General features: G+C 39.8%; 18 protein-coding genes. 3 read left to right on the plus strand and 15 right to left on the minus strand.

Annotation, left to right across the window (positions count from 1 at the left end; translation table 11 throughout):
* Positions 1 to 525 precede the first annotated feature (525 nt).
* The 5 genes from ABH902_RS15330 to ABH902_RS15350 form a co-directional block, all read right to left on the minus strand.
* The gene (locus ABH902_RS15330; protein WP_404592215.1) at positions 526 to 2,037 is read right to left on the minus strand and encodes an ATP-binding protein; all 1,512 of its coding nucleotides are present in this window, start codon (positions 2,035 to 2,037) and stop codon (positions 526 to 528) included.
* Between the two features lie 11 nt (positions 2,038 to 2,048).
* Positions 2,049 to 2,735: a response regulator transcription factor gene (locus ABH902_RS15335; protein ID WP_154778380.1), complete on the minus strand. Its 687-nt coding sequence runs from the start codon at positions 2,733 to 2,735 to the stop codon at positions 2,049 to 2,051.
* Between the two features lie 155 nt (positions 2,736 to 2,890).
* Positions 2,891 to 4,312, minus strand: a complete 1,422-nt coding sequence (gene gndA / locus ABH902_RS15340) for an NADP-dependent phosphogluconate dehydrogenase (RefSeq protein ID WP_404592217.1) — start codon at positions 4,310 to 4,312, stop codon at positions 2,891 to 2,893.
* 244 nt (positions 4,313 to 4,556) lie between these two features.
* Positions 4,557 to 4,736 carry a 50S ribosomal protein L32 gene (gene rpmF, locus ABH902_RS15345; protein ID WP_154778378.1) on the minus strand — a complete coding sequence of 60 codons (180 nt, stop codon included), beginning with the start codon at positions 4,734 to 4,736 and terminating at the stop codon, positions 4,557 to 4,559.
* A 56-nt stretch (positions 4,737 to 4,792) separates the two neighbouring features.
* The gene (locus ABH902_RS15350; protein WP_404592220.1) at positions 4,793 to 5,362 is read right to left on the minus strand and encodes a YceD family protein; all 570 of its coding nucleotides are present in this window, start codon (positions 5,360 to 5,362) and stop codon (positions 4,793 to 4,795) included.
* A 157-nt stretch (positions 5,363 to 5,519) separates the two neighbouring features.
* On the opposite strand from ABH902_RS15350, the gene ABH902_RS15355 reads away from it, so the two are divergent.
* Positions 5,520 to 6,299 carry an ABC transporter ATP-binding protein gene (locus tag ABH902_RS15355; protein WP_404592222.1) on the plus strand — a complete coding sequence of 260 codons (780 nt, stop codon included), beginning with the start codon at positions 5,520 to 5,522 and terminating at the stop codon, positions 6,297 to 6,299.
* A 232-nt stretch (positions 6,300 to 6,531) separates the two neighbouring features.
* Here the strand turns inward: ABH902_RS15355 and ABH902_RS15360 are convergent, their stop codons facing one another.
* Genes ABH902_RS15360 through ABH902_RS15375 form a run of 4 tightly spaced genes read right to left on the minus strand, consistent with a single transcriptional unit; the run spans position 6,532 to position 9,547 of the window.
* Entirely contained in the window at positions 6,532 to 7,581 is a 1,050-nt protein-coding gene (locus tag ABH902_RS15360; RefSeq protein WP_404592224.1) for a tyrosine-protein phosphatase, read from the minus strand.
* Positions 7,582 to 7,618: 37 nt separating this feature from the next.
* Entirely contained in the window at positions 7,619 to 8,875 is a 1,257-nt protein-coding gene (locus tag ABH902_RS15365) for a PTS sugar transporter subunit IIC (RefSeq protein WP_404592226.1), read from the minus strand.
* A gap of 6 nt (positions 8,876 to 8,881) precedes the next feature.
* Positions 8,882 to 9,190, minus strand: a complete 309-nt coding sequence (locus ABH902_RS15370) for a PTS sugar transporter subunit IIB (protein ID WP_404592228.1) — start codon at positions 9,188 to 9,190, stop codon at positions 8,882 to 8,884.
* Positions 9,191 to 9,202: 12 nt separating this feature from the next.
* Positions 9,203 to 9,547, minus strand: a complete 345-nt coding sequence (locus tag ABH902_RS15375; RefSeq protein ID WP_404592230.1) for a PTS lactose/cellobiose transporter subunit IIA — start codon at positions 9,545 to 9,547, stop codon at positions 9,203 to 9,205.
* A gap of 206 nt (positions 9,548 to 9,753) precedes the next feature.
* Between ABH902_RS15375 and ABH902_RS15380 the strand changes: the two genes are divergently transcribed.
* Entirely contained in the window at positions 9,754 to 12,372 is a 2,619-nt protein-coding gene (locus ABH902_RS15380; RefSeq protein WP_404592232.1) for a sigma-54-dependent transcriptional regulator, read from the plus strand.
* A 67-nt stretch (positions 12,373 to 12,439) separates the two neighbouring features.
* Here ABH902_RS15380 and pyk read toward each other — a convergent pair whose 3' ends face one another.
* From pyk to dnaE, 3 genes are all read right to left on the minus strand, one after another.
* The gene (pyk, locus tag ABH902_RS15385; RefSeq protein WP_404592234.1) at positions 12,440 to 14,197 is read right to left on the minus strand and encodes a pyruvate kinase; all 1,758 of its coding nucleotides are present in this window, start codon (positions 14,195 to 14,197) and stop codon (positions 12,440 to 12,442) included.
* A gap of 70 nt (positions 14,198 to 14,267) precedes the next feature.
* A complete protein-coding gene (pfkA, locus tag ABH902_RS15390) occupies positions 14,268 to 15,230 on the minus strand; it encodes a 6-phosphofructokinase (RefSeq protein ID WP_404592236.1) in 963 nt (320 codons plus the stop codon).
* A gap of 172 nt (positions 15,231 to 15,402) precedes the next feature.
* Positions 15,403 to 18,732, minus strand: a complete 3,330-nt coding sequence (gene dnaE, locus ABH902_RS15395) for a DNA polymerase III subunit alpha (RefSeq protein ID WP_404592239.1) — start codon at positions 18,730 to 18,732, stop codon at positions 15,403 to 15,405.
* A 104-nt stretch (positions 18,733 to 18,836) separates the two neighbouring features.
* Between dnaE and ABH902_RS15400 the strand changes: the two genes are divergently transcribed.
* Positions 18,837 to 19,028 carry a YjzD family protein gene (locus ABH902_RS15400; RefSeq protein ID WP_154778372.1) on the plus strand — a complete coding sequence of 64 codons (192 nt, stop codon included), beginning with the start codon at positions 18,837 to 18,839 and terminating at the stop codon, positions 19,026 to 19,028.
* A gap of 137 nt (positions 19,029 to 19,165) precedes the next feature.
* Here ABH902_RS15400 and ABH902_RS15405 read toward each other — a convergent pair whose 3' ends face one another.
* The 3 genes from ABH902_RS15405 to ABH902_RS15415 all read right to left on the minus strand — a co-directional run bounded on the left by ABH902_RS15405 (position 19,166) and on the right by ABH902_RS15415 (position 24,575).
* Positions 19,166 to 20,362 carry a multidrug efflux MFS transporter gene (locus tag ABH902_RS15405; protein ID WP_404592241.1) on the minus strand — a complete coding sequence of 399 codons (1,197 nt, stop codon included), beginning with the start codon at positions 20,360 to 20,362 and terminating at the stop codon, positions 19,166 to 19,168.
* A 149-nt stretch (positions 20,363 to 20,511) separates the two neighbouring features.
* Positions 20,512 to 21,918 (minus strand): NCS2 family permease, encoded by a 1,407-nt coding sequence (locus tag ABH902_RS15410; RefSeq protein ID WP_404592243.1) that lies wholly within the window; start codon positions 21,916 to 21,918, stop codon positions 20,512 to 20,514.
* 332 nt (positions 21,919 to 22,250) lie between these two features.
* Positions 22,251 to 24,575 carry a 5'-nucleotidase C-terminal domain-containing protein gene (locus ABH902_RS15415; RefSeq protein WP_404592245.1) on the minus strand — a complete coding sequence of 775 codons (2,325 nt, stop codon included), beginning with the start codon at positions 24,573 to 24,575 and terminating at the stop codon, positions 22,251 to 22,253.
* Positions 24,576 to 24,739: the final 164 nt, after the last annotated feature.

The following is a 24,739-nucleotide window of genomic DNA, read 5'->3' on the forward strand; positions in this document are numbered from 1 at the left end:
AAAAACAACCTACACATTTGGTTCGTCTTACTTTGTTCAGTTTTCAAAGGTCTACGTTGTTACCTCGCAGCAACTTTTACATCATATCAAATCTTCGATTTGATGTCAACACTTTTTTTCAAAAGTTTCAAAGTTTTTTTCTGCGTGATGTTATCGAATCTCTTACGACAACTTCATTAGTTTAACAGGTATGTTGTTATTTGTCAACAACTTTTTTCTTGATAATTCAAGTTTTTTTCGTTATTTGTTTTAACAACTTTGTTATTCTATCATGACTTTCTTTTATTCGTCAAGAGCAAATTAAAGATTTTTTTAATTCGTTTCTTGTAATAAAATATGTTCATTAGAACATGTATAAATATAACAATTCTTATCATAAAAAGCAACTAGAAAATGGCATATTTTTCTTCTTTTTTTTCTTAGCGAACGAAAGTCAGCTTCTTTATCCAAGCATTCGTTTTTTCTATATAGTTTCAAGGCTTTTTCGTTAAAACATTCGTTTAAAATAAAGAAAAGAACAGGAATTTAACTATCCTGCTCTTTCGTTTTATTCTTTTCTATAATAGGAATATAAATTCTGAAAATCGTTCCTTGATGAATAACGCTTTCGGCATCAATTCGGCCTTTATAGTTTTCTACTAATTGTTTGGCAATAGAGAGTCCTAAACCGTTACCACCTTTATTGCGCGCTCTTGCTTTATCGACACGATAAAACCGGTTAAAAATCTTATCCAAATCTTCTTCCGGAATCCCTTCGCCAAAGTCTTGAATTGCTATTTCAAATTCATTTAATGTTTTTGAAATTGAAATATGGACTTCTTTTCTAGTAGTAGAGTATTTGACCGCATTATCCAATATGATAATAAGCAGCTGTTCAAAGTGATTGCGGTAGATTCCCAGTACTTCTTCATGCGGCAGATCATCATCTAAGGTAATGGCGAAATCAGGATAAAGAATTTTAAAGTTGTTAAAGACTTGATAAACAACCTGTTTCGCATTGGACGTGTGGTTTGAATATTGAATATCCACTTGCTCTGCCCGAGAAAGATCCAGCATTTCCTGTACTAAACTTTTCATACGAATAATTTCCTGTAGACTAGCTTGTAAGGATTCTTCTAAAACCTCCGGATCTTCTTTCCCCCAGCGATTTAACAGATTTAAGTGTCCTTCAATAATCGCTACAGGTGTCCGTAGTTCATGAGACACGTCTTCAACGAACTGTTCCTGCTGTTCAATGTAACGACGCATACGATCAAGCATTTCGTTGAAAATTTCTGCCAGATCAGCTAATTCGTCATTTGAATGAATATCAGGCATATGAATATTGGACTGTGGATCTTTTCTAATCGTGTCCATGGTATCACGTAAGACCTTAAGCGGCTTTAAGAAGTATGAAGACAAAATAAAGCCTAAGATGCTACTTAAAATTAGCGAAATTATTTCTAGAATGATCAATATGAACAACAAACGGTTTCTAATATCATAAAACGAGGAAAGCTCATAAAATCCTTGAATATAACCAATCTTTTCTCTATTTTCTTGTGAAAAAACAGGTTGAATAATTAGAAAGCCGGTTGTATCATCAATTGTTTTAATCACGGCCGTTTGCTTTGCTTTTTTAACTAGGACGTTTTTTTCTTTCTGTGTTTCAAATAGTAGTGTTCCATTGGTATCGTAGACGGATAAAAATAAGGCGGGTTGACCTAGCTCAGAAAGCATATTGTCCATCTCCATTAAGGAACCTTCAACAGCGACTTTTTTATTCGTTAGATCATTTTCATCCACGCTTGGGGCTTTTAATCTTTCGTAGACTTCCGAAACAGTCAACTCTTCTTTCGCATTAGACAAGCGATTGGCAACTTCTGCTACCGTTCTTTCAATATTCTCTCGTTCTTTTTCAACGATTAGCCGAACCGAGGATTTATAAGTAATGACTGAGAAAATGGTAAAGACGACGAATATGAAGAAAGAACTTGCAAGAGCCCACTTTATAGTTAAAGAAGGCCCCTTCAGTTCTTGTCTTTCAGCTATTTTCATTTTGATTCTTTTCACGAGCGCATCACGTAGCCGGTTCCGCGGACTGTTTGGATATAGCTTTCTTCTCCGGGAACGTCAATTTTATTACGTAGATAACGAATATAGACATCAACTACGTTGGTTTCTACTTCTGTTTCATAGCCCCAAACTTTATTTAATAGAACATCACGCGCTAATACGACGTTCACATTTTCCATTAACGTTAATAGTAGTTCGTATTCACGTTTTGTTAATTCGATCATTTCAGAATTGCGGCGCACCACACGATTTTCTTTTTCGATGGTTAAATCGCGATAAGTAATCGTGGTTTGTTTTGCAACATTCTTATCGCCTTCAATATCAATACGGCGAAGTAGTGCGCGCAGGCGTGCCAGTAATTCTTCAATAGCGAAAGGTTTAACAATATAATCATCCGCACCATGATCTAAGCCGGATACTCGGTCAATCACAGAATCACGCGCAGTCATCATAATAATAGGTGTATTTTTAACCTGACGAATACGGCGGCAAACTTCTAGTCCATTTAGCTCAGGCAACATTAAATCTAAAAGGATAGCATCCCAATCATTATTCAACGCCGCTTCCAATCCTGTACGGCCGTTAAAGTGAACTTCCGTTGTATAACCCTCATGTTTTAATTCAAGCTCTACAAAACGGGCTAAGTTCTTTTCATCCTCAATAATTAGAATATTACTCATTGGTTATTTGTCCTTTCTCTTTTAAAAGCTATCTTAAAGCCTATACATTATACCACTTTCAACTCAAAAAGCTAGTCACAACCTATTTTCTTCCTTATTTTTATAAATTTACAGTTAGAAAACCACGAGACAATGACTCATGGTTTTCCAACATATTATTCTTCGTGATACCAACTGTAATGATACGTACCTTCTTTATCCACTCTTTGGTAAGTATGAGCACCAAAGTAGTCTCTTTGTGCCTGGATAAGGTTAGCCGGCAAACGATCAGAACGATAGGAATCATAATATGCGATGGCAGAAGCAAATGTCGGAACGGGAACTCCAGCTTGGATAGCTAATGAAACCACGTCACGGACGGACTGCTGATATTTTTTAGTAATATCTGTAAAATACTCATCGAGCAAAAGATTTTCAATTGCAGGATTTTTATCATATGCATCCGTAATCTTTTGTAAGAATTGGGCCCGAATAATGCAGCCGGCACGCCAAATTTTAGCAATTTCACCAAATGGCAAATCCCAATTGTATTCTTCAGAAGCCACACGTAATTGAGCAAAGCCCTGTGCATAACTCATAATCTTACTGAAATACAAAGCTTCCCGAATTTTTTCAACTAATTCTTGTTTGTCCCCTTGATAAGGTGCCACTTCCGGCTTGCCTAGTACTTGACTAGCCTTTACACGTTCGTCTTTATAGGCAGATATAAAGCGAGCGAAAACCGACTCGGTAATCAACGGTAGCGGTACCCCTAAATCTAAAGCACTTTGGCTTGTCCACTTACCTGTTCCTTTGTTGCCGGCAGCATCCAGAATTACGTCAACAATCGGTTGCCCGGTTCCTTCGTCGTCCTTGCGTGTTAAAATGTCTGCTGTGATTTCAACAAGGTAGCTATCAAGCTCACCTTTGTTCCATTCTTTGAAGATATCAGCCATTTCGTCAACAGAAAGATCCAGAATATTTTTCATTAAGTCATAAGATTCAGCAATCAGCTGCATATCGCCATATTCGATACCGTTATGCACCATTTTTACATAATGTCCCGCACCATTTGGGCCAATGTAAGTCACACAAGGTTCACCGTCTTCGGCTTTAGCAGAAATCTTTTCTAAAATCGGCGCAACCAGCTCATAGGCTTCTTTTTGTCCGCCCGGCATAATTGAAGGTCCTTTTAACGCTCCTTCTTCACCACCGGAAACGCCTGTACCGATGAAGTTAATGCCAGAGTTTGCTAACTCTTCGTTTCTGCGAATGGTATCTTTAAAGAACGTGTTTCCGCCGTCAATTAAAATATCGCCTTTATCTAAATGTGGTAATAATTCTTGAATCGTTGCATCTGTAGCAAAACCAGCCTGAACCATTAACATAATTCGACGCGGTTTTTCAATAGAGTCTACAAACTCTTCAATTGTGTAAGTCGCTTTAAAATTTTTGTCAGGGTGTTCTTCCACCACTGCGGTTGTTTTTGATCCTGTACGATTAAATAGAGCAACCGAATAGCCTCTGCTTTCGATATTCAATGCCAAATTTTTGCCCATTACGGCCATTCCGACTACACCAAATTGTTGTTTTGTCATCTTGTATCCTCCTACTGTCTTTGAAAAGAAATTCATTAGAATTTTCTTATAATCTACACCATTATAACGTAGAATGCTTGATATGAAAACAAAATAGTTTGATTTATTCTATATATTCGCCATGATTTTTTTAATTCTAGTGAAACAAACGTGGTAATCCGCTTTCTTTATTTTTTCAAATAAAAAATAAATCCCTTAGGCTCCATGGTTAGCCTAAGGGATTTAACATTTTCAGAAAAATGTTTTATGCTTCTTTAGAAACGACATCTTTTCCATCGTAGTGACCGCATGCAGGACATACGTGATGGCTTTTTCTCATTTCACCACAGTTTGAACATGCATTCAAACCTTTAATTGTTAATTTGTAATGAGTACGGCGTTTCGCCTTTTTTGCTTTAGAAGTTTTTCTAGCTGGTACTGCCATTGGTGTTCCACCTCCTTGTAAAGATGTGTGCAAATACTGCACAATATATTCCAATCTTACTGTTTATCGTCATCTTCAGATGTTTCATTGAACAACTCTGATAATTTAGCAAGACGAGGATCCGTTATTTGTTGTGCTTCTGCCTGCTTTTTCTTAGCATAGTCTTCTTCAGAGAGTACTTCCCAGTCATCACCTTTAGGCATTTCATGACTGTGCTGCTCTTCATCGGTAAGAACCTGCAGCGGAATTGCCAAGAGAATGTTGTCTTCGACTGATTCATTCAAATCAATCGTTGGTTTTTCCAGGATGATGATTTCTTCTTCCGGCACTTGTTCCTTGCGATTTTGATATTGCTCTGTCGTCATAAAAACTTCAGAAACATCAATCTTAATCGGCAGCGGTACCGGCGTTAAAGAACGTGAAGATGGTACAGTTACAATAACATCAATCCTGTAATGAATTAAATATTCATCATTTCCTACTGTTAAAAGTCCATCCACTTTCGCCGGACTAACATCTAGAATCTGATCGTCTCTTCTCATCAAAGAAGCTTTTAAATCAAGTATCTCTGAAAATTCACATGGCTTGTCTTTGTATTTATTAAGTTCTAATAAAGACCATTTCATATTCATCACCTCATAACGCAACAAAAGCAATTATACAGGGGGATGAAAGCTTTGTCAATGAAATTTTCTTGACAGCTGCGGCTTCTTTCAGCTTTTTTCAGTCGTCGGGTTTTAATCGTTCGTTTTAATGGTAAAATAAAGCAAAGGAGGAATTAGTATGAAAGCATTTGAATTTGAACATGTTTCTTTTATTCGGGATAAAAAAGCATTATTAAATAACGTTAGCTGGCGCGTTGACTCTGGTGAAAATTGGGCGATTCTCGGCTTAAACGGCGCCGGCAAAACCTTGCTTTTACAATTGCTGTCAGGCTACTTATGGCCGTCAAAAGGCCGGCTGGAGGTGTTGGATCAAGTCTTCGGTCAAGCATCCATCCCCGATCTGCAGCGGCGTATCGGCTGGGTCAGTACCGCTTTACAATATCGTATCAAAAACTGGGAAACGGCGGAAAGAATTGTTTTGTCCGGAAAATTCGCAAGTATTGGTATTTACCAGCACTATACAGAAGCTGACCTGGATCGGGCAAAAACGATTTTAAAAGAAGCCGGCGGGGAAGCCTTAATCGGAAAAAAATATGAGGTCTTATCTCAGGGAGAACGACAGCTGGTTCTGATTTCCAGAGCCTTAATGACGGAGCCGGAGCTGTTGATTTTAGATGAGCCTTGTAACGGTTTGGATTTATTCGCTCGTGAAAAGCTATTAGCTCAAATTCAACAGATTGCCACTCAAAAAAATCATCCTACAATGCTTTATGTTACGCATCATACCGAAGAAATATTGCCCTGCTTCGATCGTTTGATGCTACTTAAAAATGGCGAAATCTTTGCAAAAGGCACGCAAGAGGAATTATTCAGCGAGGAAAAATTAACGAAGTTTTACGGCGGTCCCATTCAATTATTTCCACTACAGGATGCACGGTTTGCTGTATATCCGAAATAGATCAGAGCGCTAGTCGTGGAATAGTTGCGATCAGGCGTGTGAAACTAAGGAGGTTGAGCCAAAAGTCGTTTAGGTTCTTCGGCCACCGTTTATTCGTAAGTAATGGGCGTGAGACAAAAGTAAATAACACTTTTGCTTCACGCTCTAAGTACGAATAAACGGCGGAAGCAGAAGCAACTCCTTCTTATTTCTCGGAGTTTAACGCTTCTGTCCCAGCCTCACGTTCATTCAATTAATATAGATACATTTCTTTGAATTGTTCAATAGTCTCTTGATTCATTCCTAAAGCCTGCTTTGCATAAGCTTCCATTGTTCCATAATGTGTTTTCATGGCGTTAAACGCACTGTCGAGATAAGCTCGCTTTGTTTTTTGTAAAGAAGCTAAATAATCCAAGACAAATGCATTGTCCGTGTATTGTTGATAAATAGCCATTCGAGCTTGATTACGAGGTTCGTTGTTAATCTCCGTTAAGAAATAATCCTGATAAATCGTCTCTTCAGGAACACCTAATAGGCCTAAGATTATAGCCGCAGCCCAACCGGTACGATCCTTGCCACCTTGACAATGAAACAGACACGGCACCTCTTGTCGTACTAGTACTTTCATGAAGTCCGTGTAGGCCTGCTGTGCTGCTGCTGACAATACAAGCTCCTCCATTTGATAAACCATTTGCTGCTGCATTTCCACTAACCTTTGTTGCCCCGCCTTTGTCTTGGCTAGTTCAAGAAGCTTCGCTACTTTTTGTTGATCCTTGTCCGCACCTTTTGCCGGCATCAAGCTCGCTTCCTTCGCTACTTCAGCATGGGGATCAAATTGATAATGTCGTTTTTCAGCAAAATAATTATCGGGATTATGAGCGATTTCTTTAGGTGAACGAAAATCAACAACAGCAGCAAGCGCCATTTCACTTAAAAAAGCAACATCGTGCTTCGTTAAATGATCGGGTGCATCTGAGCGATAGAAATAGCCCCATTTTGTCAAACGACCATCTGTGGTGACGTAGCCACCTAAGTCTCTGCAATTATACAAACTAGGAAGAGCCACTCTACGTTCAGCACCAACTGCTTGATGATCTGGCGCAATTAAAGAATAAAATTCTCGCCCTTTCACTTCAGATACAGGTAAAAATGCACTTCCTTCAGAAAAGTCCAGTGTAAGGGTATGATCCAGTGCAAGCGTTAGAGGATTTTTACTCACATTAACTTTGAACCTTCCAGAATCACGCTGATCTAAACTAAATTTCAAATAGTTCTCCGTTCGTTCAACGGTTAAATTTTTCATTTTATTCCCACTTCCTTTTAGCAAGTTCCTTTCACTTTTACTCATTCACTGCTTCTGGAGTTGGCGTCTCTAAAGCAAGCTCCTGCTTATCTAATCTTTTCATAAAAGGTAGATACAGCAGAACTACAGCAACGAACTGAATCAATTGAACCACAACACCCTGCCAGCCGCCAGCCATAAAACCAGTCATAAAGGTTGGCATATTTTTTGAAACCGTTAAGCTGGTGACTGGTAAAAAACCAATGATTGATGCCACGTACGCAATCCCAATACAAAGCGGTGCAGCTAAGGTCAAGGGAACAAACAAGACTGGGTTTAAAATTTGTGGAATACCAAATTTCATCGGTTCAGTGATCCCGAAAATACTTGGAATAATAGATACTTTGCCGATTGATTTGAATTTTTCACTGCGGCAAATCAATAATAATACTACAGCTAAAGCCAAGGCTCGCGGGCCTTTATACGCATCAAGGAAGAAAAGGTTAATAATATTTTGCGCTTTTCCGCCTGCGGTTACAGCTTCCATATTGGCATAAGCCGGTGCTGCGTATAACAAGGTTAAGATAGACATGGTAACGTTGCTTCCATGAATACCGAACCACCACAATAATTCAGAAAGAAACATCAAGAACAACGCAGACCAGATGTTATTTCCCAACGCTTCTAACGGTGTTTGCAGCATGGAATAGATAAAATCATGTACATTGCCAAAGCTGGTTTTTGTAAAGATCAGACTGATAATAATTGTTACAATAAAAATAATAGCAGCAGGTATAATCGCTTCAAAGGTCTTTGAAACAAAAGGTGGAACACTTTCCGGCATTTTAAAGGAAATCTTTTTCTCAGTAAGCTTGGCAAATGACCAAGTAACTAGAATAGCTACAATCATTGCGACAAAAATACCTTTTGAGCCTAAATAGCTGATCTCTAAAGCGGCAACCGGTTTGTCTCCGCCTGTGTCAAAGTTCGTGACAGGGGTTACTAAGAAAAAGCTGGCAATCGAAATAATCAACGATGCCGGTACAATACTATCCAGCTCTTTCGCCATGCTATACGACATACCTAATAAAACATAAATTGCGATGAAACTACTGGTAATTGTTGTTCCCATTGTACAGGCCTGAGCGATGACTTCCGGCAAATTAGGAATCATCTGCACCACCATCAGCAAACTCCCTACAATCGTAATCGGCAAGGTCAGCATCATTCCGTTGGCAACAGTTTTCACAACAATATTATTGGAAAATTTTACGATAAAATCATTCAGTTTAACATTGAACTTACTTTTTTGCATGCTTCTTTACTCCTCCTCGTTTGTCAGCAGCTTTTGCGCCAATTTAAACGCTTTTTCCCCATTCATCATGGCATAATCCATCATGTCAATGACCGCGACAGGAATCGTGGGATATTTTTGTTGCACCTCTTCTTGTTGAAAGCCAATTTGCGGACCTAATAAAATGACGTCGGTCCCTGCCACTACTTCCTTTAGTTCACCTAATCCGTAGGCAGCAATTTCTGCTTCAATTCCCTGTGATTTTGCGTAAGCTACCATTTTTTGTACAAGCATTCCCGTTGACATGCCGCCAGCACAAGCTAACAAAATTTTCATCCTGTTTTCCTCCTATTTATTCATTAATATTTTAAGTTGAGCAATCTCATTTTCCAATGCACTGACTCTTTTATGAACCTTGACGAATTCTTTTGCCAAATCAATAGTAGTAATCGCCGCCATCATATGATCCTCGCCATGGACGATAAAAAGATTTACTGCTGTTTCTTTTGCGGCCGCCGTTTCACTTAAAATCTTAGCGTGGGCGTGATGAGCTTCGGTCAAGTTCTTTTCAGCCTCAGTCAGCTTTTGCTGCGCGCGCTCATCATCTCCTTGTTTAGCGGCTTGAATGCTTTGCATCGCAATCGATTTAGCATTCCCAGCATAGACAATAATTTGCATCACTTCATTTTCCATATACATCCTCCTTCATCTTCACTTTATTATTAGCAATTCTCGTGCCAAACATTCAAAAAGCAGCTGTAATCATGATTTCTCAGGAGATAAATCGAAAGTGTTTCGAATACCGAAACACTTTTAACAAAACTCGAAACAGATTACTTTGACAACGCTTTAGGACAGGGCTACAATAGAAGGTAGGATACTGTGGGAGGGTTTTCATCATGCAACGAATAGAACGAATTTATGATTTTTTTACACGAGCAGCAGCAGGAACAAAAATGACGGCCCAAGAGATTGCAGCGCAATTAGGGATTAGTCGGGCAAATGCCAGCAGCGATTTAAACACGCTTGTCAAAGAACAGCGATTAATCAAAGAAGGAACCAAACCCATTTACTTTTCATTACACATGCTTAATGAACAAAAAAATCTGGAAACCTTCAGCCAAAGAAACCCCAGTTTGAGAAATTCAATTGAGCAAGCGAAAGCAGCGGTTCTCTATCCGCCGCAACGCATGCATATTTTATTAAACGGTGAAACCGGTGTCGGTAAAAGTATGTTTGCTGAAATGATTTATCATTTTTCCTTAGAACAAGGACGAATAGAAAAAGACGGCAGATTGATTGTGTTCAACTGTGCAGATTACGCGACCAATCCTCAATTGATCTTAAGTCAGCTGTTTGGTGTAGCCAAAGGTGCTTATACTGGCGCAGTGAACGATAAAGCAGGTTTGGTGGAAGAAGCTGATGGCGGGATTTTGTTTCTTGATGAAGTTCATCGATTAACACCAGAAGCTCAGGAAATGCTGTTTACCTTTATTGATAAAAAGGTATTTCATCGTTTAGGCGAAACGAACTTTGAGCGCACAGCAAATCTTCAGCTGATCTGTGCAACAACTGAAAATCTTGATTCTGCACTTTTACAAACCTTTACAAGAAGAATCCCGATGAAAATTTATTTGCCGCCGTTACGTGCCCGCGGTTTAAATGAACGTCTGACACTTGTCTCTGCTTTTTTTGATGCAGAGGCAAAAAACTTAAATCTCGACATTAAAATTTCTATGAATACATTACGCGCGCTACTCAGCTATCCTTGTACCAACAATATCGGACAGCTCAAAACAGATGTGCAGCTTTTATGTGCTCAGGGCTATGCCCGCACTATAGCCAATCGAGATTCCGTCATTATTATTACCAGCTATGATCTGCCGCCCTACATCAAAGAGGGGTTGTATTCTTCTGAACAAAGAAGTGAGCTGTGGCAGCTGCTGCCTTCCAGAAACGAGCGCTTTATTACCTTTAAAAAAAATCAACGCAACGACATTACTTTGGACAACGAAGGAAGCAATGACATCTACCAGCTGATTGAACGAAAAATAGCCGATATGGAAAAAATCGGCTTGACTCAAAAGGCCATTATGGAAGTATTGGATTTAACAATTCAAGAATTTTTCCATTCCATTTATACACGAACGGAAAAAAATCACGATAGTATTGTTAATCTTGTTGGTAATGAAATCGTCACTACCGCCAGAAGCTTTCTCATAGCATGCGCCTCGACACTAGAAACTTTTTCAGAAAATATTGTTTCTGGTTTAGCAATTCATCTGCAAAATCTTAAGCAGCGAATCGAAGAAGGCCAGAAAATTATTAATCCTCGTTTGGCAGAAATCAAAAAAAAGCATCAGACCTATTTCGAAACTGCTTTAGCGCATAAAGACATTATCGAAGAAGGCTTGACCGTAACGCTTCCCGAAGATGAAGTTGGTTTTTTGACTCTGTTCTTAACAACTCAAACTCTTTCAAAGCAAAAGAAAAAAGTAAAGGTTCTGGTAGCGGCCCATGGTCAGACAACTGCAACGAGTTTAGCTGACTTAGCCAACGACCTGCTGGAAGATTCAGAAGTGGTCGGTTTTAACATGCCGTTAACCTGTCAGCCTACGAGTATTTTATCTGAAATAGAAGCGTACCTTTTACAAACACAACAGCAAGAAGCTCTTTTATTAACGGATATGGGCTCATTGATCAATTTTCCCGCTGAATTAGAAGAACGAACAAACTGCAAAGTGCGTTCTGTTGATTTAGTCAGCAGCCTTCATGTCATCGAAGCCAGTCGTAAAGCTAAATTAGGTTATGCTTTAGAGGATATTGTTTTGGATATTCAAAAAATCACTCATGCAACGAAGCCCGTCAATCTTGTCGAAAATGGTAAAAAGAACAAGAGCTTTATCGTAACCGCGTGTACGACCGGCAACGGATCAGCCCGTCTAATTATGAATCTTTTACAAAAAAAATTGGCGCTTTACCAGGAAAATACTGAAATCAAAGCCTTCCAAATTACCGACAGCTGTGAGCTGGAAAAGGAATTAAACGCTTTAAAGAAGCAAGGAACCATTCTTTGTTACATTAGCACTTTTCAGATTGAGTCCTTGCATTGTCCTCATTTTGATCTTGCACAGATTTTTAACGTGGCCACCCTTAATCAAATTCAGCAGCTAATTGATTTTGAATTTTCTTTTCATTTAGCCTTGGATAATGTTGCGCCTATGATTAAGCAGGTAGACGGAGTGCTTCTTTTAGAAAATATTAAAAATTGGCTTGACCTCATGGAACTGGAGTTGAAAACGCAACTACCTACAGAAACTAAAATTGGGCTGCTCTGTCATATGGCCAGCTTGATTGATAGCTTAGTTCCACTCAAAAGAACAGCAAGTAATGCCGCAGAAGATTCATTGATTTACCGTGAATTAAGAACATTGGAATTAATCTACAGTATTCAATTTTCGCCAAAAGAAGTAGCACATATTTCAGCTTATATCTACAATCAAAAACTCAGCCTGTAATTTTCGAACAGAAAAAGACCGCAGCAGAAGACAAACATGTCTTCTACTGCGGTCATAATTTTTACGTTTAGATTGCTGTAGTAGCTCCGCGGTATACAATACCACGACGAGGGTCAACAGTAATCAATTCATCGTTTTTAATTAGGCTAGTTGCATCTTGTGCGCCTACGATAACAGGAATGTCTTTAGCAATCGCTACAACGGCTGCATGAGAAGTTAAGCCGCCTTCTTCAACAACGAGTGCCACTGCTTTTTCAATTGCAGGCATGTAGTCTTTGTCTGTTGTTTTCACAACTAAAACAGAACCTTCTGTTGCTTTAGCAACAGCTTCTTCTGCTGTTTGAGCCACAACTGCCTTAGCAATCACTGAAGCTTCACCGATTCCTTGTCCTTGCACAAGTTTTGAACCGATCATTTGGATTTTCATTAGGTTAGTTGTTCCTTTTTCTCCAACTGGAACACCGGCAGTGATGATGATCAAATCACCTTCGCTGGCAAAGCCTTCTTCTTGAGATACTTGTGTTGCTAAATTGAACATTTCATCTGTGTTAGATGGTTTTTCAGCAACGGTCGCGTAAACACCCCAAGATAAAGATAGGCTGCGTGCTTTTTGTTCAGAGAACGTAATCGCAACAATATGTGCTTTTGGACGATATTTAGAAATCATACGGGCTGTATGACCAGACTCAGTCGCAGCCACGATTGTTTGAATCCCTAAGTTACGAGCTGTATGACCTACAGATTGACCAATAGCTTCTGTCATGTCTGTTTTGCTGTATAGTTTTAATGCAAATGAATCTTGGTTAATCAAAGCTTCTTCTGTACGAATAGCAATTCTAGCCATTGTTTGAACTGCTTCTAAAGGATAATCCCCGGCAGCTGTTTCACCAGATAACATAACGGCATCTGTACCATCATAGATAGCATTGGCCACGTCATTGGCTTCGGCACGAGTCGGACGAGGGTTACGCTGCATAGAATCAAGCATTTGTGTTGCAGTGATAACTGGCTTACCTAAAGCATTACATTTTTTGATTAATTCTTTTTGAACAACGGGAACGTCTTCAGTCGGGATTTCAACACCCATATCGCCGCGGGCAACCATTAATCCGTCTGAAACTTTTAGAATGTCATCGATATTGTCGATACCTTCTTGGTTTTCGATTTTAGGAATAATTTGGATGTGTGTTGCGTTTTCTTCTTCTAAGATACGTGTAATTTCTAAAACATCAGTCGCTCTACGAACGAAGCTTGCTGCGATGAAGTCAATTCCTTGTTCGATACCGAAACGAATATCAGCCGCATCTTTTTCTGTGATCCCAGGAAGGTTAACAGAAACACCAGGTACGTTAACGCCTTTTTTGTTTTTCAATACGCCTTCGTTTTTCACTTCTGTAACGATTTCGTTTGCTGCACGATCAATATCAGTTACTTCTAAATCAATTAAGCCATCATCTAAAAGAATATGAGAACCAACATGTACATCGTTAATTAATTCTGGATAGGTAATGGAGAATTTTTCGTTAGTACCTAGAACTTCCGTCATAGAAAGACGCACGATATCCCCGATTTTCAAAGTGATTGCGCCGTTTTCCATGTCATTTGTGCGGATTTCAGGACCTTTTGTATCTAAAAGGATCGCTACACGTTTGCCGGTAATTTTAGCAGCTTCGCGGATATTTTTGATGCGATTGCCGTGTTCTTCGAAATCCCCATGAGAGAAGTTCAAGCGACAAACATTCATCCCTGCATTCATTAAGTTTACTAGCATATCTACGGATTCACTTGCGGGTCCGATCGTACATACGATTTTCGTTTTTTTCATTACTAAACGCTCCTATTCCAATTTTGTTTATACCGAGTTTGAACAGTAATCTATTTTCCTCAAGAGATGCTTAGAATGAGATCTCTTGATTTAAATCATAAAGTGATAAGTCAGGCTTGTGTTTGTGGTTTTCTAAGGTATCAACGATATCTGCAGAAACAACTTGGTTGTCCAGCATGCCAATACATAGTCCGCCTTTGCCTGCTTTTAATAATTCAACAGCATATGAACCGAACTTACTTGCCAATACACGATCGCGTGCACTTGGTGAGCCGCCGCGAACCACATGGCCTAAAATAGACACACGCGTATGGAAATCACCGTATTCAGAAAGTTTTTCAGCGAATTCATTTCCGCCCATAACACCTTCAGCCAAAATAATTAAGCAATGTTTCTTCCCGCGGTCGCGTCCATCTCTAATTCGTTTTGCAACATGCGTCATATCAAAATCATGCTCTGGAATAATAATTTCATCTGCACCACCGGCAACGCCTGACCACAAGGCAATATCGCCTGCGCCGCGTCCCATTACTTCAATAACGAATGTCCGCACGTGTGAAGTCGCAGTATCGCGAATCCGGTCGATTGATTCTAATACAGTATTAATCGCTGTATCAAAGCCGATAGTAAAATCAGTTCCCGGAATATCATTATCAATCGTCCCTGGAATTCCTACTGCTGGAAAGCCGCGTTTAGTCAACGCCATTGCGCCGTGGTAAGAACCGTCTCCACCGATGACAACTAAGCCTTCAATTCCGAATTTTTTCAATTGTTCGATACCCTTTAATTGTCCTTCTTCGGTCGCAAATTCTGGATAACGAGCAGAATATAAGAACGTTCCACCACGTTGAATTTTGTCGCCGACATCTGCAATGTCCAAGCGGCGAATATCGCCAGCTACAAGTCCGGCAAAACCGTAGTTGATGCCATAGACTTCAATTCCGTCATAAATTCCTTTACGTACCACTGCGCGAATTGCAGCGTTCATTCCTGGGGCGTCGCCCCCGCTGGTTAAAATACCGATGCGTTTCATTCGTTCGTTCACCTCATATATTATACTTTTAAGCTGCAACATTTGAATGTCACAGTAATTCATTACTCAAAAATATTACGTGACTCATTTTACCATTAATAGTGCAAAATGTCTTGATTTAAGAAGAAAAAAATGAAAAAAGATGAAAACAATTAGTATTTTTTACCGTAAATCATTTGAAAACAACATTTTCTCGGCCTAAAACGGCGGCTAATTGTTCTTTTGTTTCTGGTAAATCATCAAGCCAGCTTGCTTCATTAAGCACGATTTTCCGACGATCTTTTTCGAAATAGAGAATGACCGGCACGGTGCCTTTATTGGCTTGAATAATTTTATTAACTTCTTGCAGAACTTCTTTGCGATCGTTTTCTTCTATTATTTTCAAATAACAGGTAGTTGGGCTAATGTGCTGTTCAATTTCGGCAGCTTTGACAATCTGATTGACTAGAAGCTGTAGTTCTTGATTGTAGTTGCTTTTTTCGACTTTGCCTTCAACATAGTAGACCTGATTGTTTTCTACATTTTGGCGCAAGGTTCGAAAGACCGCCGGAAACAACGTTAACGACAATGAACCTGTCAGATCGTCACCTTCTACAAAGGCCATCTGCTCACCTTTTTTCGTACGAATCACTCGTACGTCTTTCACATAAATCAATAGACGAACCGTTTGCTTTTCAACAATGTCGCTGATTAGCATGACTTGTTTGGCTAAGCGTGTTTTTTTGAATTCTTCAGTTGGATGTCCTGAAAGATAGACACCGAGAAACTGCTCTTCCTGCTCTAGCTTTTCTTCTAATGAATAATCAGCTACTTCGACTTCTTTCAATTTCAAGGTATCTTCTAATAAATCCATACTGCCGCCGCTGTAGCTGATGTTTTGAATCTCACTATCAAGACTGGTAGCCAGTTTACGGCGATTCGGCTCAAGCTCATCAAAAGCGCCAATTGCAATCAACGGCTGAATATTCTCGGCCTTCAGCCATTTACGGTCAATTCGCAATAAGAATTGATCGAACGATTGAAACGGTCCACGCTCCTTACGTTCATCTAAAATATTTTGAATAAAATCTCTGCGAATGCCTTTTAAAGAGCTGAAGCCAAACATGATTTTATTATCATTCGTTAAGTAAAAGCTGTACTGACTTGTATTGATTGAAGGCTGGATAATCGTCATCTGATGCTTTCTGGCTTCACCAATATATTCCTTAATTTTAGTAGGATTGTGGCGAACGGAATGCAGGATTGCCGCATAAAATGCGCCTGGATAGTGAACCTTTAAGTAAGCCATTTGAAAGCCGATAAATGAATAGGCAAAGGCATGAGATCGGTTAAAGCCGTAGTTGGCAAAACGCTCAATATAATCATAAACCATTGTCGCTGTTTCAGTGTTGTGCCCTTGGGCGACAGCACCGGCGACAAAGTGCTTTCGTTCTTCATCTAGTACATCTTTTTTCTTTTTACTAACTGCTCGTCTTAAAATATCCGCCTGACCTAAAGAAAAGCCAGCCATCGTTGAAGCAACCTGAATAATTTGCTCCTGATAAACAATCACGCCATACGTATTTTTTAAAATCGGTTCTAAAATCGCATCGGGATAATCAATCGGCTCTAGACCTTTCTTTCTGCGAATAAATAAATCAATATTTTGCATTGGGCCCGGACGATACAAAGCATTAACCGCGGCAATATCCTCAATACTTGTCGGGCCTAATTTACGCAACACATTTCGTATCCCCGCTGATTCAAATTGAAATACACCGCTAGTTTCCCCTTTTCTAAACAATGCCAAGGTTGCTTCGTCATTCAGCGGAATTTGGTTTAAAACAATTTCTTGTTTTTCTACTCGCTTGATTGATTTTATTGCATTATCAATGATCGATAAATTGCGCAGGCCCAGAAAATCCATTTTCAGCAGTCCGATTTTCTCTACATCGTTCATAGTAAACTGCGTTAGCAAAATATCATTTGAGCCCGGCTGCAGCGGCACCAGCTCTAAAAGATCGATATCGCTGATTACCACTCCTGCTGCGTGGGTGGAAACATGACGCGGCAAGCCTTCTAAACGTACTGCCGTATCGAATAATAATCGATTGGTTTCATTGGCATTGACTAGCTCGACTAATTTTTTCGATTCAGCATACGCCGTTTTCAATGTCATTTTCAGCGCATTTGGAACAGCAGCCGACCAGCGATTCGATTCACTTTGAGACAAGCCGAACACACGCGCTACATCTCTCAATACCATTTTGGCAGCCATCGTGCCGAACGTAGCAATTTGTGCCATATGATAATGCCCATATTTTTCTCTTACATACAATAGAACTTCTTCACGTCGATTATCTGGAATATCCAAGTCAATATCAGGCATGGAATGACGTTCCGGATTTAAAAACCGTTCGAAAAGCAAATCGTACTTAATTGGATCGACATCGGTAATCGCTAAAACATAAGAAACCAAGGAACCGGCGGCAGAGCCCCGTCCAGCACCAGTGACAATTTTTTGACGATGCGCAAAAGCCATCACATCCCAGACAATTAAAAAGTAATCATCAAAACCCATGGTATGAATGATATCAAGCTCTTTAAGCAGTCGTTTTTCGTAGACATCGGTCACTTCCGCGACTCGTTCCGGCAGCTTTTTAAGACATAATTCCCTTAAGTAGTCACCTGCTGAAGCGCCGTTAGCTATCGGATAATGCGGCAATAAGCGTTGATGCAACGGAATTTCCAATGAACAAGCGGCAGCCAATTCTGCGGCATGCAGCAGCGCTTGTTTTCCAGCCAATGCTTCTAATTGTGCAGCAGCGTCTGCTTGCCTACGTAAATAATACGGCCTTTCAATCGTCGTTTCTTCGGCATTTAGTGTCATGGGCTGTCCTTTTTCGATGTGCCGCAATACCTTCAGGGAAAAACCGTCTTCTCGTTGTAAATACCGCGTTTCCTGCAGCGCAACTAGCGGTACTTCTCGACGACTGAAAAATTGAAACAATGCAGCATCCGTCTGTGGATTACAGGTAAAAGAAGCGCCGGCAAATAATGAATCCGGATCAAATAACTGCTTTAAATACTGAAGATTTTTGAGCCCCTGCTCTTCATTTTTCACTGCAATCGAAAGCTCACCTTTGTCAGGAGGAATCACAGCGAACAAATGAGTCAAATAATCTTTTATCTCATCTAAATAAAAAATTGCACCGCTCGTCATTTTTTGGCTGGAAATTCGCATAAGATGCTGGTACCCTTGCAAGTCTTTTGCATACAAAAGCAGTAAAGCGGTTTGTTCGCTGTTTTGTGGTGTATATTCAAGAGCCAGACCGATCAGCGGCTGGATATTTTCATTCTGGCAGGCTTCAAAAAATTCGATCGCACCATGTAAAACATTGAGATCCGTAATGGCTAAAGAAGTATACCCGGCCTCTTTTGCCTGCTGAACAAATTCCTTGATGCGAATGGTACTGGAAAGCAAGGAATAAGAAGTAATGGTATAAAGCTGTGGAAAAGGCATAGGACATCTCCTTTGTATAATAATTTCACTGAAAATGTAACTTTCAATTTCTTTACATTTATTAAAAATGTGCTAAACTAATAGCTAGAAAAGAGGTGCAATTCATGCGTTACATTCTTGCATTGTTATGGTCCTTTTTATTAGGACAAGTCGTTGGTTATATTGGCGGAGCCTTAACAGGCGGCACTTATGATTTCATGGCAACCACTATTATATCATTAGTAGCCGGCGTCATTATCTTATTGATCGGTCAATTAGCACCATCTAAAAAAAGAGCCGGCCAAAGCGTGCATTAATCCGTTTTGCTGTATTGCCGCGTCTCAAAGCTGCCTTAGCTTTGAAAGAAATAGCTTAAAACAAAACGAGCTCGTGTACTATAAGAAAAACCAGTTACTATCAACATTGTAACTGGTTTTTTTATGTTTTCAACCGTTTAGAAACGTTTTGTTAAAATTTTGCGAAAATTAAAGGTGGATAAACAGATATTTCCTAGAACAAAACAGGCCGTAACAATAAATACCGCACTATATCCCATGCCGTGCGCAACCGTAGAACCAACCATGGGACCTAAAACTTGCCCAAAATTGCTGAACATTTGATTGTAGCTATAAATACGGCTAACACCTTCTGCAGGCGTGATTTTGCTGATTAAGGTGTTGACTGATGGCATGAGCGCTCCCGTTGAAAAACCTAAGAAAAAGCGCAGCAACCCTAATTGAAAAGGTGTTTTAACAAAGGCCATTGGCAAATAGCAAATCAGCGATAAAACCAAGCCGGCCAACAACACTTTATGATTCCCGATTCTATCACCTAATTTTCCTAAAACGGGCGAAGAAATCACTGCAGAAACACCGGCCACCGAAACAATTAAGCCACTGACAAATAAAATATTGCCCGTATTACCGCTTAACGAACGAATATAGAGGGTTAAAATAGGACTGATACTGGTCACACCAATTTGTAAAATCAACGTCGTAACAAACAAGCCAATTAAAATGGACACATGATCCATTTTTGAAAAAATTTCTTTCGTTGTTAGTAGATCATGTTTTTCTACTGGTTTAAAATCTTCCTTCACCATAAAGATAGTTAATAAGGTAGTAATCAGCAAGACCGCACCGGTTATGATAAACACATTTTCCATACCAAACCATTGTGCTAGCGCCCCGCCAAAAGATGGCCCGATTAAAGTTCCCGCCACCGCTCCAGTCGAAAGCGTTCCTAGAGCCCAACCGCTTTTTTCCTTGGGTGCCTGTGAAGCAATCATCGCCGTAGCATTCGGAATATACCCGGAAAGAATGCCATTGAAAAAACGCATGATTAGCAGCCAATAGACATTCGGTACAAAAGCCAGTGATCCCATCGTAATGGTCATCCCTGCAGCAGCCCGAATCATCATTATTTTTCGTCCTTTACGGTCAGCCATATTACCCCAGATAGGCGCTACAATCGCTGCGGCAAATGCAGTAACTGAAATAGCTAATCCAGAAAACAGCTCTACCTGACTTTTAGGTGTGCCCAACTGTTCCACATACACCGGAATAAACGGCATCACCAAACTAATACTGGCACCTGTAAAAAAACACCCCAACCAAGCAACCATTAAATTCTTTTTCCAATCAATTATCATATTATGCGTACACCTCACAAATTCTTCACTATTAACTATACTCCAAATTTGTCAATCACTCAAAAAATAATTGCTGAAAAAAAAAGCCCTACAAAGCTGGAACAGCCTTGTAGAGCAAAAGAATCATAAGTTATTTTCCTTTAAAGGAATTAAAGAATCGCTAAAATAATAAAGTTTAAAATAAATAGTGCATTGACAATCCATAGAATGGGTGATACTTCTCTTGCTTTCCCTTTGGCTACTTTTACAACAGCGTAAAAGATAAAGCCGGTCGCAATCCCGTAAGAAATACTGTAGCATAAGCCCATGAAGATGGAAGCAAAGAAAGCAGGAACAGCTTCTTCTAAGTTTGTCCATTCAATATCTTTAAAGCTGGCTAACATCATAACACCGACTAAAATTAAGGCAGGCGCTGTTGCTTGTGCCGGTACAATAGCAATTAGCGGTGAAAATAAGCTACTTAGTGCAAACATCACAGCAACGACTACTGAAGTCAACCCAGTTCGTCCGCCGGCACCAATCCCAGCTGCGCTTTCAACATAAGTTGTTGTATTTGATGTGCCGAAAACCGCACCGATTGAAGTAGCGATCGCATCTGCAAACAACGCTTTATCCATCTTAGTAGAAAAGCCTTTGCTGTCTTCCAGTGCAAGCTCATCTTCTTTAGAAAAAATGCCTGTTCTGCGGCCTGTGCCGATAAAGGTACCAATCGTATCAAAAGTATCTGACAAGCTAAACGCAATAACCGTCATTATTACTTGAGGAATTTTTGAAGCATCGCTAAACAATGACTGCATGCCGTCTTTTCCGAAAGCAGCGCCAAAGGTGTTTCCTAATTCATTAATAGAATTTCCCAGAGAGTTTGTTTGCCAGTCAATAGTAGATAAATCTACTACACCTAGCGGAATCGCAATGATTGTCGTAGCCACTATTCCGATTAAAATTGCGCCGCGAACGTTTAAAATAACTAAAATTGTTGTTAAAACTAACCCAATAACGGCTAGAATAATTTCCGGATTATTGAAGTTCCCTAAAGCAGGTACAATGCTGTCGCCGTTGACTACGCCGTTTTCAGCTTTTGCTTGAACAGTAAAGTCCAATAAACGTGCATTTTTAATACCGACATATGCCACAAAGATCCCGATACCGCCACCGATTGCATGCTGCATGCTTTCCGGAATTGATTTAATAATCAGCTTACGAATTTTTGTTACTGTGATGACAATGTTTACCAACCCACAGATAAAGACCATTGCCAGCGCCTGTTGCCAAGTGTAACCCAGACCAAAAACCACAGTAAAGGTAAAGAAAGCATTCAAGCCCATTCCCGGTGCCTGTGCATAAGGAACATTGGCAAATAAGCCCATCACTAAGGTCCCAATAATTGAAGCAACAATTGTCGCTAAAAAGACTGCTTGAAACGGCATTCCTGTTTGAGATAATATAGACGGATTAACAAATAAGATATAACTCATTGCAAAAAACGTCGTTATCCCTGCCATCATTTCCGTTGAAATACTTGTGTTGTTTTCCTTTAACTTGAAAAACTTTTCCATGAACTTCTTTCTCTCCTCTTTGCTAGAAATTACACCTATTCAAATGAAAAAATACTACTTTAACAAAGAATAGCTGCTTCTCTTTTCAATACTTTTAAAGTATAAGTGAGCGTTAAAAGGAATTCAACAAAATATTAACTTTTATCCCATAAAATATTTTTAATGTTCGTGTTTTAAACTATAATTAGATGAAACCTACAGTAATTATTATCATTTTGTGCAGCAATATTAACTATTACTTAAAAATTGCTTATCGACATTTTCTTTCAAAAGTAAAACAGCAGCCCAGTTATCATAAAAGCATAACTGGGCTGCTGTTTTGTTAAATTATATTATCCGTTTTTCTTTAAAAAGAACCATATGCCTAGACTAACAGTCGTGCTGCCAGCAACTACATACATTAACGAGTGGTTTTCTCCGGTTTGCGGCAAATTCTTTTTAGTCGTGCTTTCCGGCAGCTCTTTGGAATTCAATGAAGAGTCATCGGTTTTATCCGTTCTTTTCGGCTGCACTTCGATTAAAAATTTTACTTTATTTTGTTGTTGATCAGAAACAACAGCAGTCAATGTCTCTTTTTCTTTCAAATTGAAGGAAGCTACATCAATCCGAATAATTCCTTGTTCATTTGCTTGGGCAACTACCTGACCAGAGGAAGCTTTCGCTGTTTCAAGTGCCGTTTCCGGTGCATTTCCTTGGAAAAGACTAATGGTGGCTCTTGGTAAGGTCACACCCATTAGATACTTATCGCCCGCATATAAGGGATCGAAAATAGTGGCTGCTTTAAGCTTCTCAACTGCTGTCGTTTGATCCTTCGATGTATCTGAGTCATCAGAAGTATCGGTATCTTGCGGTGGCTTTGGTGTTGGTTCCAGCGGCTTTTCTGAGTTTGCGTCAACCAATGTTTTCCGTCCTTCAATCGCCGCATCAATCCATTCCCCCGCAGCCTCTTTCCCTTCAATATAGCTGATAAAGGTTTCTGTATCTGGCTGAATAGCATTAACTAAGGTACTTTGCGTAAAGCCTGCAAAACCATCGCCACCGCCAAATAAGAAATCGTTAATCACAACCAAATAGGTTTCCTGCGGTTGGATCGGTGTGCCGTCTTTTTTCAGCATTTTTTTGACTTTATAAGGGGTCTCTTTTACATTCGTTTTTTCATAGGTATAGGTGAAGCCTGAAATTTGTAGAAAATAACGTTCTTCTTCATCATACTGCTCATTTAGGACTTGCTCAATCTGCGCACCGGTCATTTTAACAACCTGCATAATATTACCGAAAGGCTGTACCGCCTGTGCCGCTCCCCAAGTAATGGTGCGGTTTTCACCGACCTCCAAATCTGCGCGAATGCCGCCGTTATTTGTCATGGCGAAGTCAGCTTTAATCCCGTTTGCACGCGCCATAGCTACCTGCGCATCTGTAACTAAGTTTCCTAAAGGTGATTCCTTATTGGTATTGACTTCTCTGGTAATCGCAGTTTGATTTTTGGCTGTCCCGATTTTTTTATTTGTCACAGATGCTACCCGCTGCTCCGCATCCTTCACTATTTCCGCTACTTTTTCATCGCTTTTCGGCACATCTTTGTCAGTTGGATCAACAGGTAAGACCTGTGCTTTGGGGGTTTCAACAAAATCAGCCGTCTGCGGATCAAGTGTTCCCTGTACATCAATAAAGCCTTTTCCTTGGGAGGTGGACTGTACGATTCGTGTTTGTCCTACTACACCATTCGTATATTGATGATTGTGTCCCGCAAATACCACATCCACACTATTTTCCGGATAAATTTTGTTTACTTTATTCATAATATCTGCTGCTTCACCAGCGACTTTATTGTCTTTACTTGTTGCAGGAATATGCGCTAATACAACAATTGCATTGACTTTCTCTTTGTCTTTTAATTCGCTGGCATAATAAGCAATGGTCTGCGCTTCATCCAAAAAATCGTATTGCTCATAATGTTCTTTTAAAACAAGATTGGGAATTTCAGCGGTCACTACGCCGATAAAACCAACCTTGACCTTTTTGGTACCTGTTCCGACTTCCTTAATCGTATAAGGCTTCCAGCCAAACGGAATCTCTTCCGTTCCTTTTTTAACGACATTTCCAATGACCAACTCTGTCTTTGAGGCTTCTCTAGGATAATCCGCCAGAATACCGTAGGGATCATTCGCAGGCTTATCCCCTTTCATAATGCGATTGAATTCCGCCAGCCCTTCATCGAATTCGTGATTGCCGATTGTGCCTACGGAAACTTTCATTTGATTTAAGACTTTGATGGTCGGTTCATCTTGTAGTAATCCGGAGCTCGCCGGACTTGCACCAACCATATCGCCTGCTTGAACGCGCAGTGTTTGTGCGCCAATATTCGCTTTAGCAAAGTGCTCCTCCGCTTGATTCATGTAGCCGGCCAGTAAGGGAGCCGTTCCTGCGTTTGCAGTCTTTTCCCCAGCATCATTATAAAATGAGCCTGTCGTATTTAAAGCGCCGTGGAAATCATTAATTCCCAAAAGCTGAAATGGTATCAACTCTGTATTTCCTAACGCTGCTTGTTTTGAAACTGATTTTTCTGCGATCCCCTCTTCATTGGCTGTCACAACCGTAATGCCTGTGCCCAACACAACTAAGATTGTTGCCAATGAAATACGCCACTTTTTCTTCATTTTAAAACTCCTTTATTCTTTTATTACTCCTCACTAATCAGAGTAACAATTTCCTTACACACTGTCAATCGCTCTTTCCTACGATTAGTCAAGAGGAAAAGAATAAAAATTAATTATTGAATGCCAGATCAAATACCCCTGATACTTGTTTCATTTTTTTTATC

Origin of the sequence: Enterococcus sp. UD-01 (assembly GCF_044909655.1) — a bacterium.
Taxonomy (GTDB): domain Bacteria; phylum Bacillota; class Bacilli; order Lactobacillales; family Enterococcaceae; genus Enterococcus_L.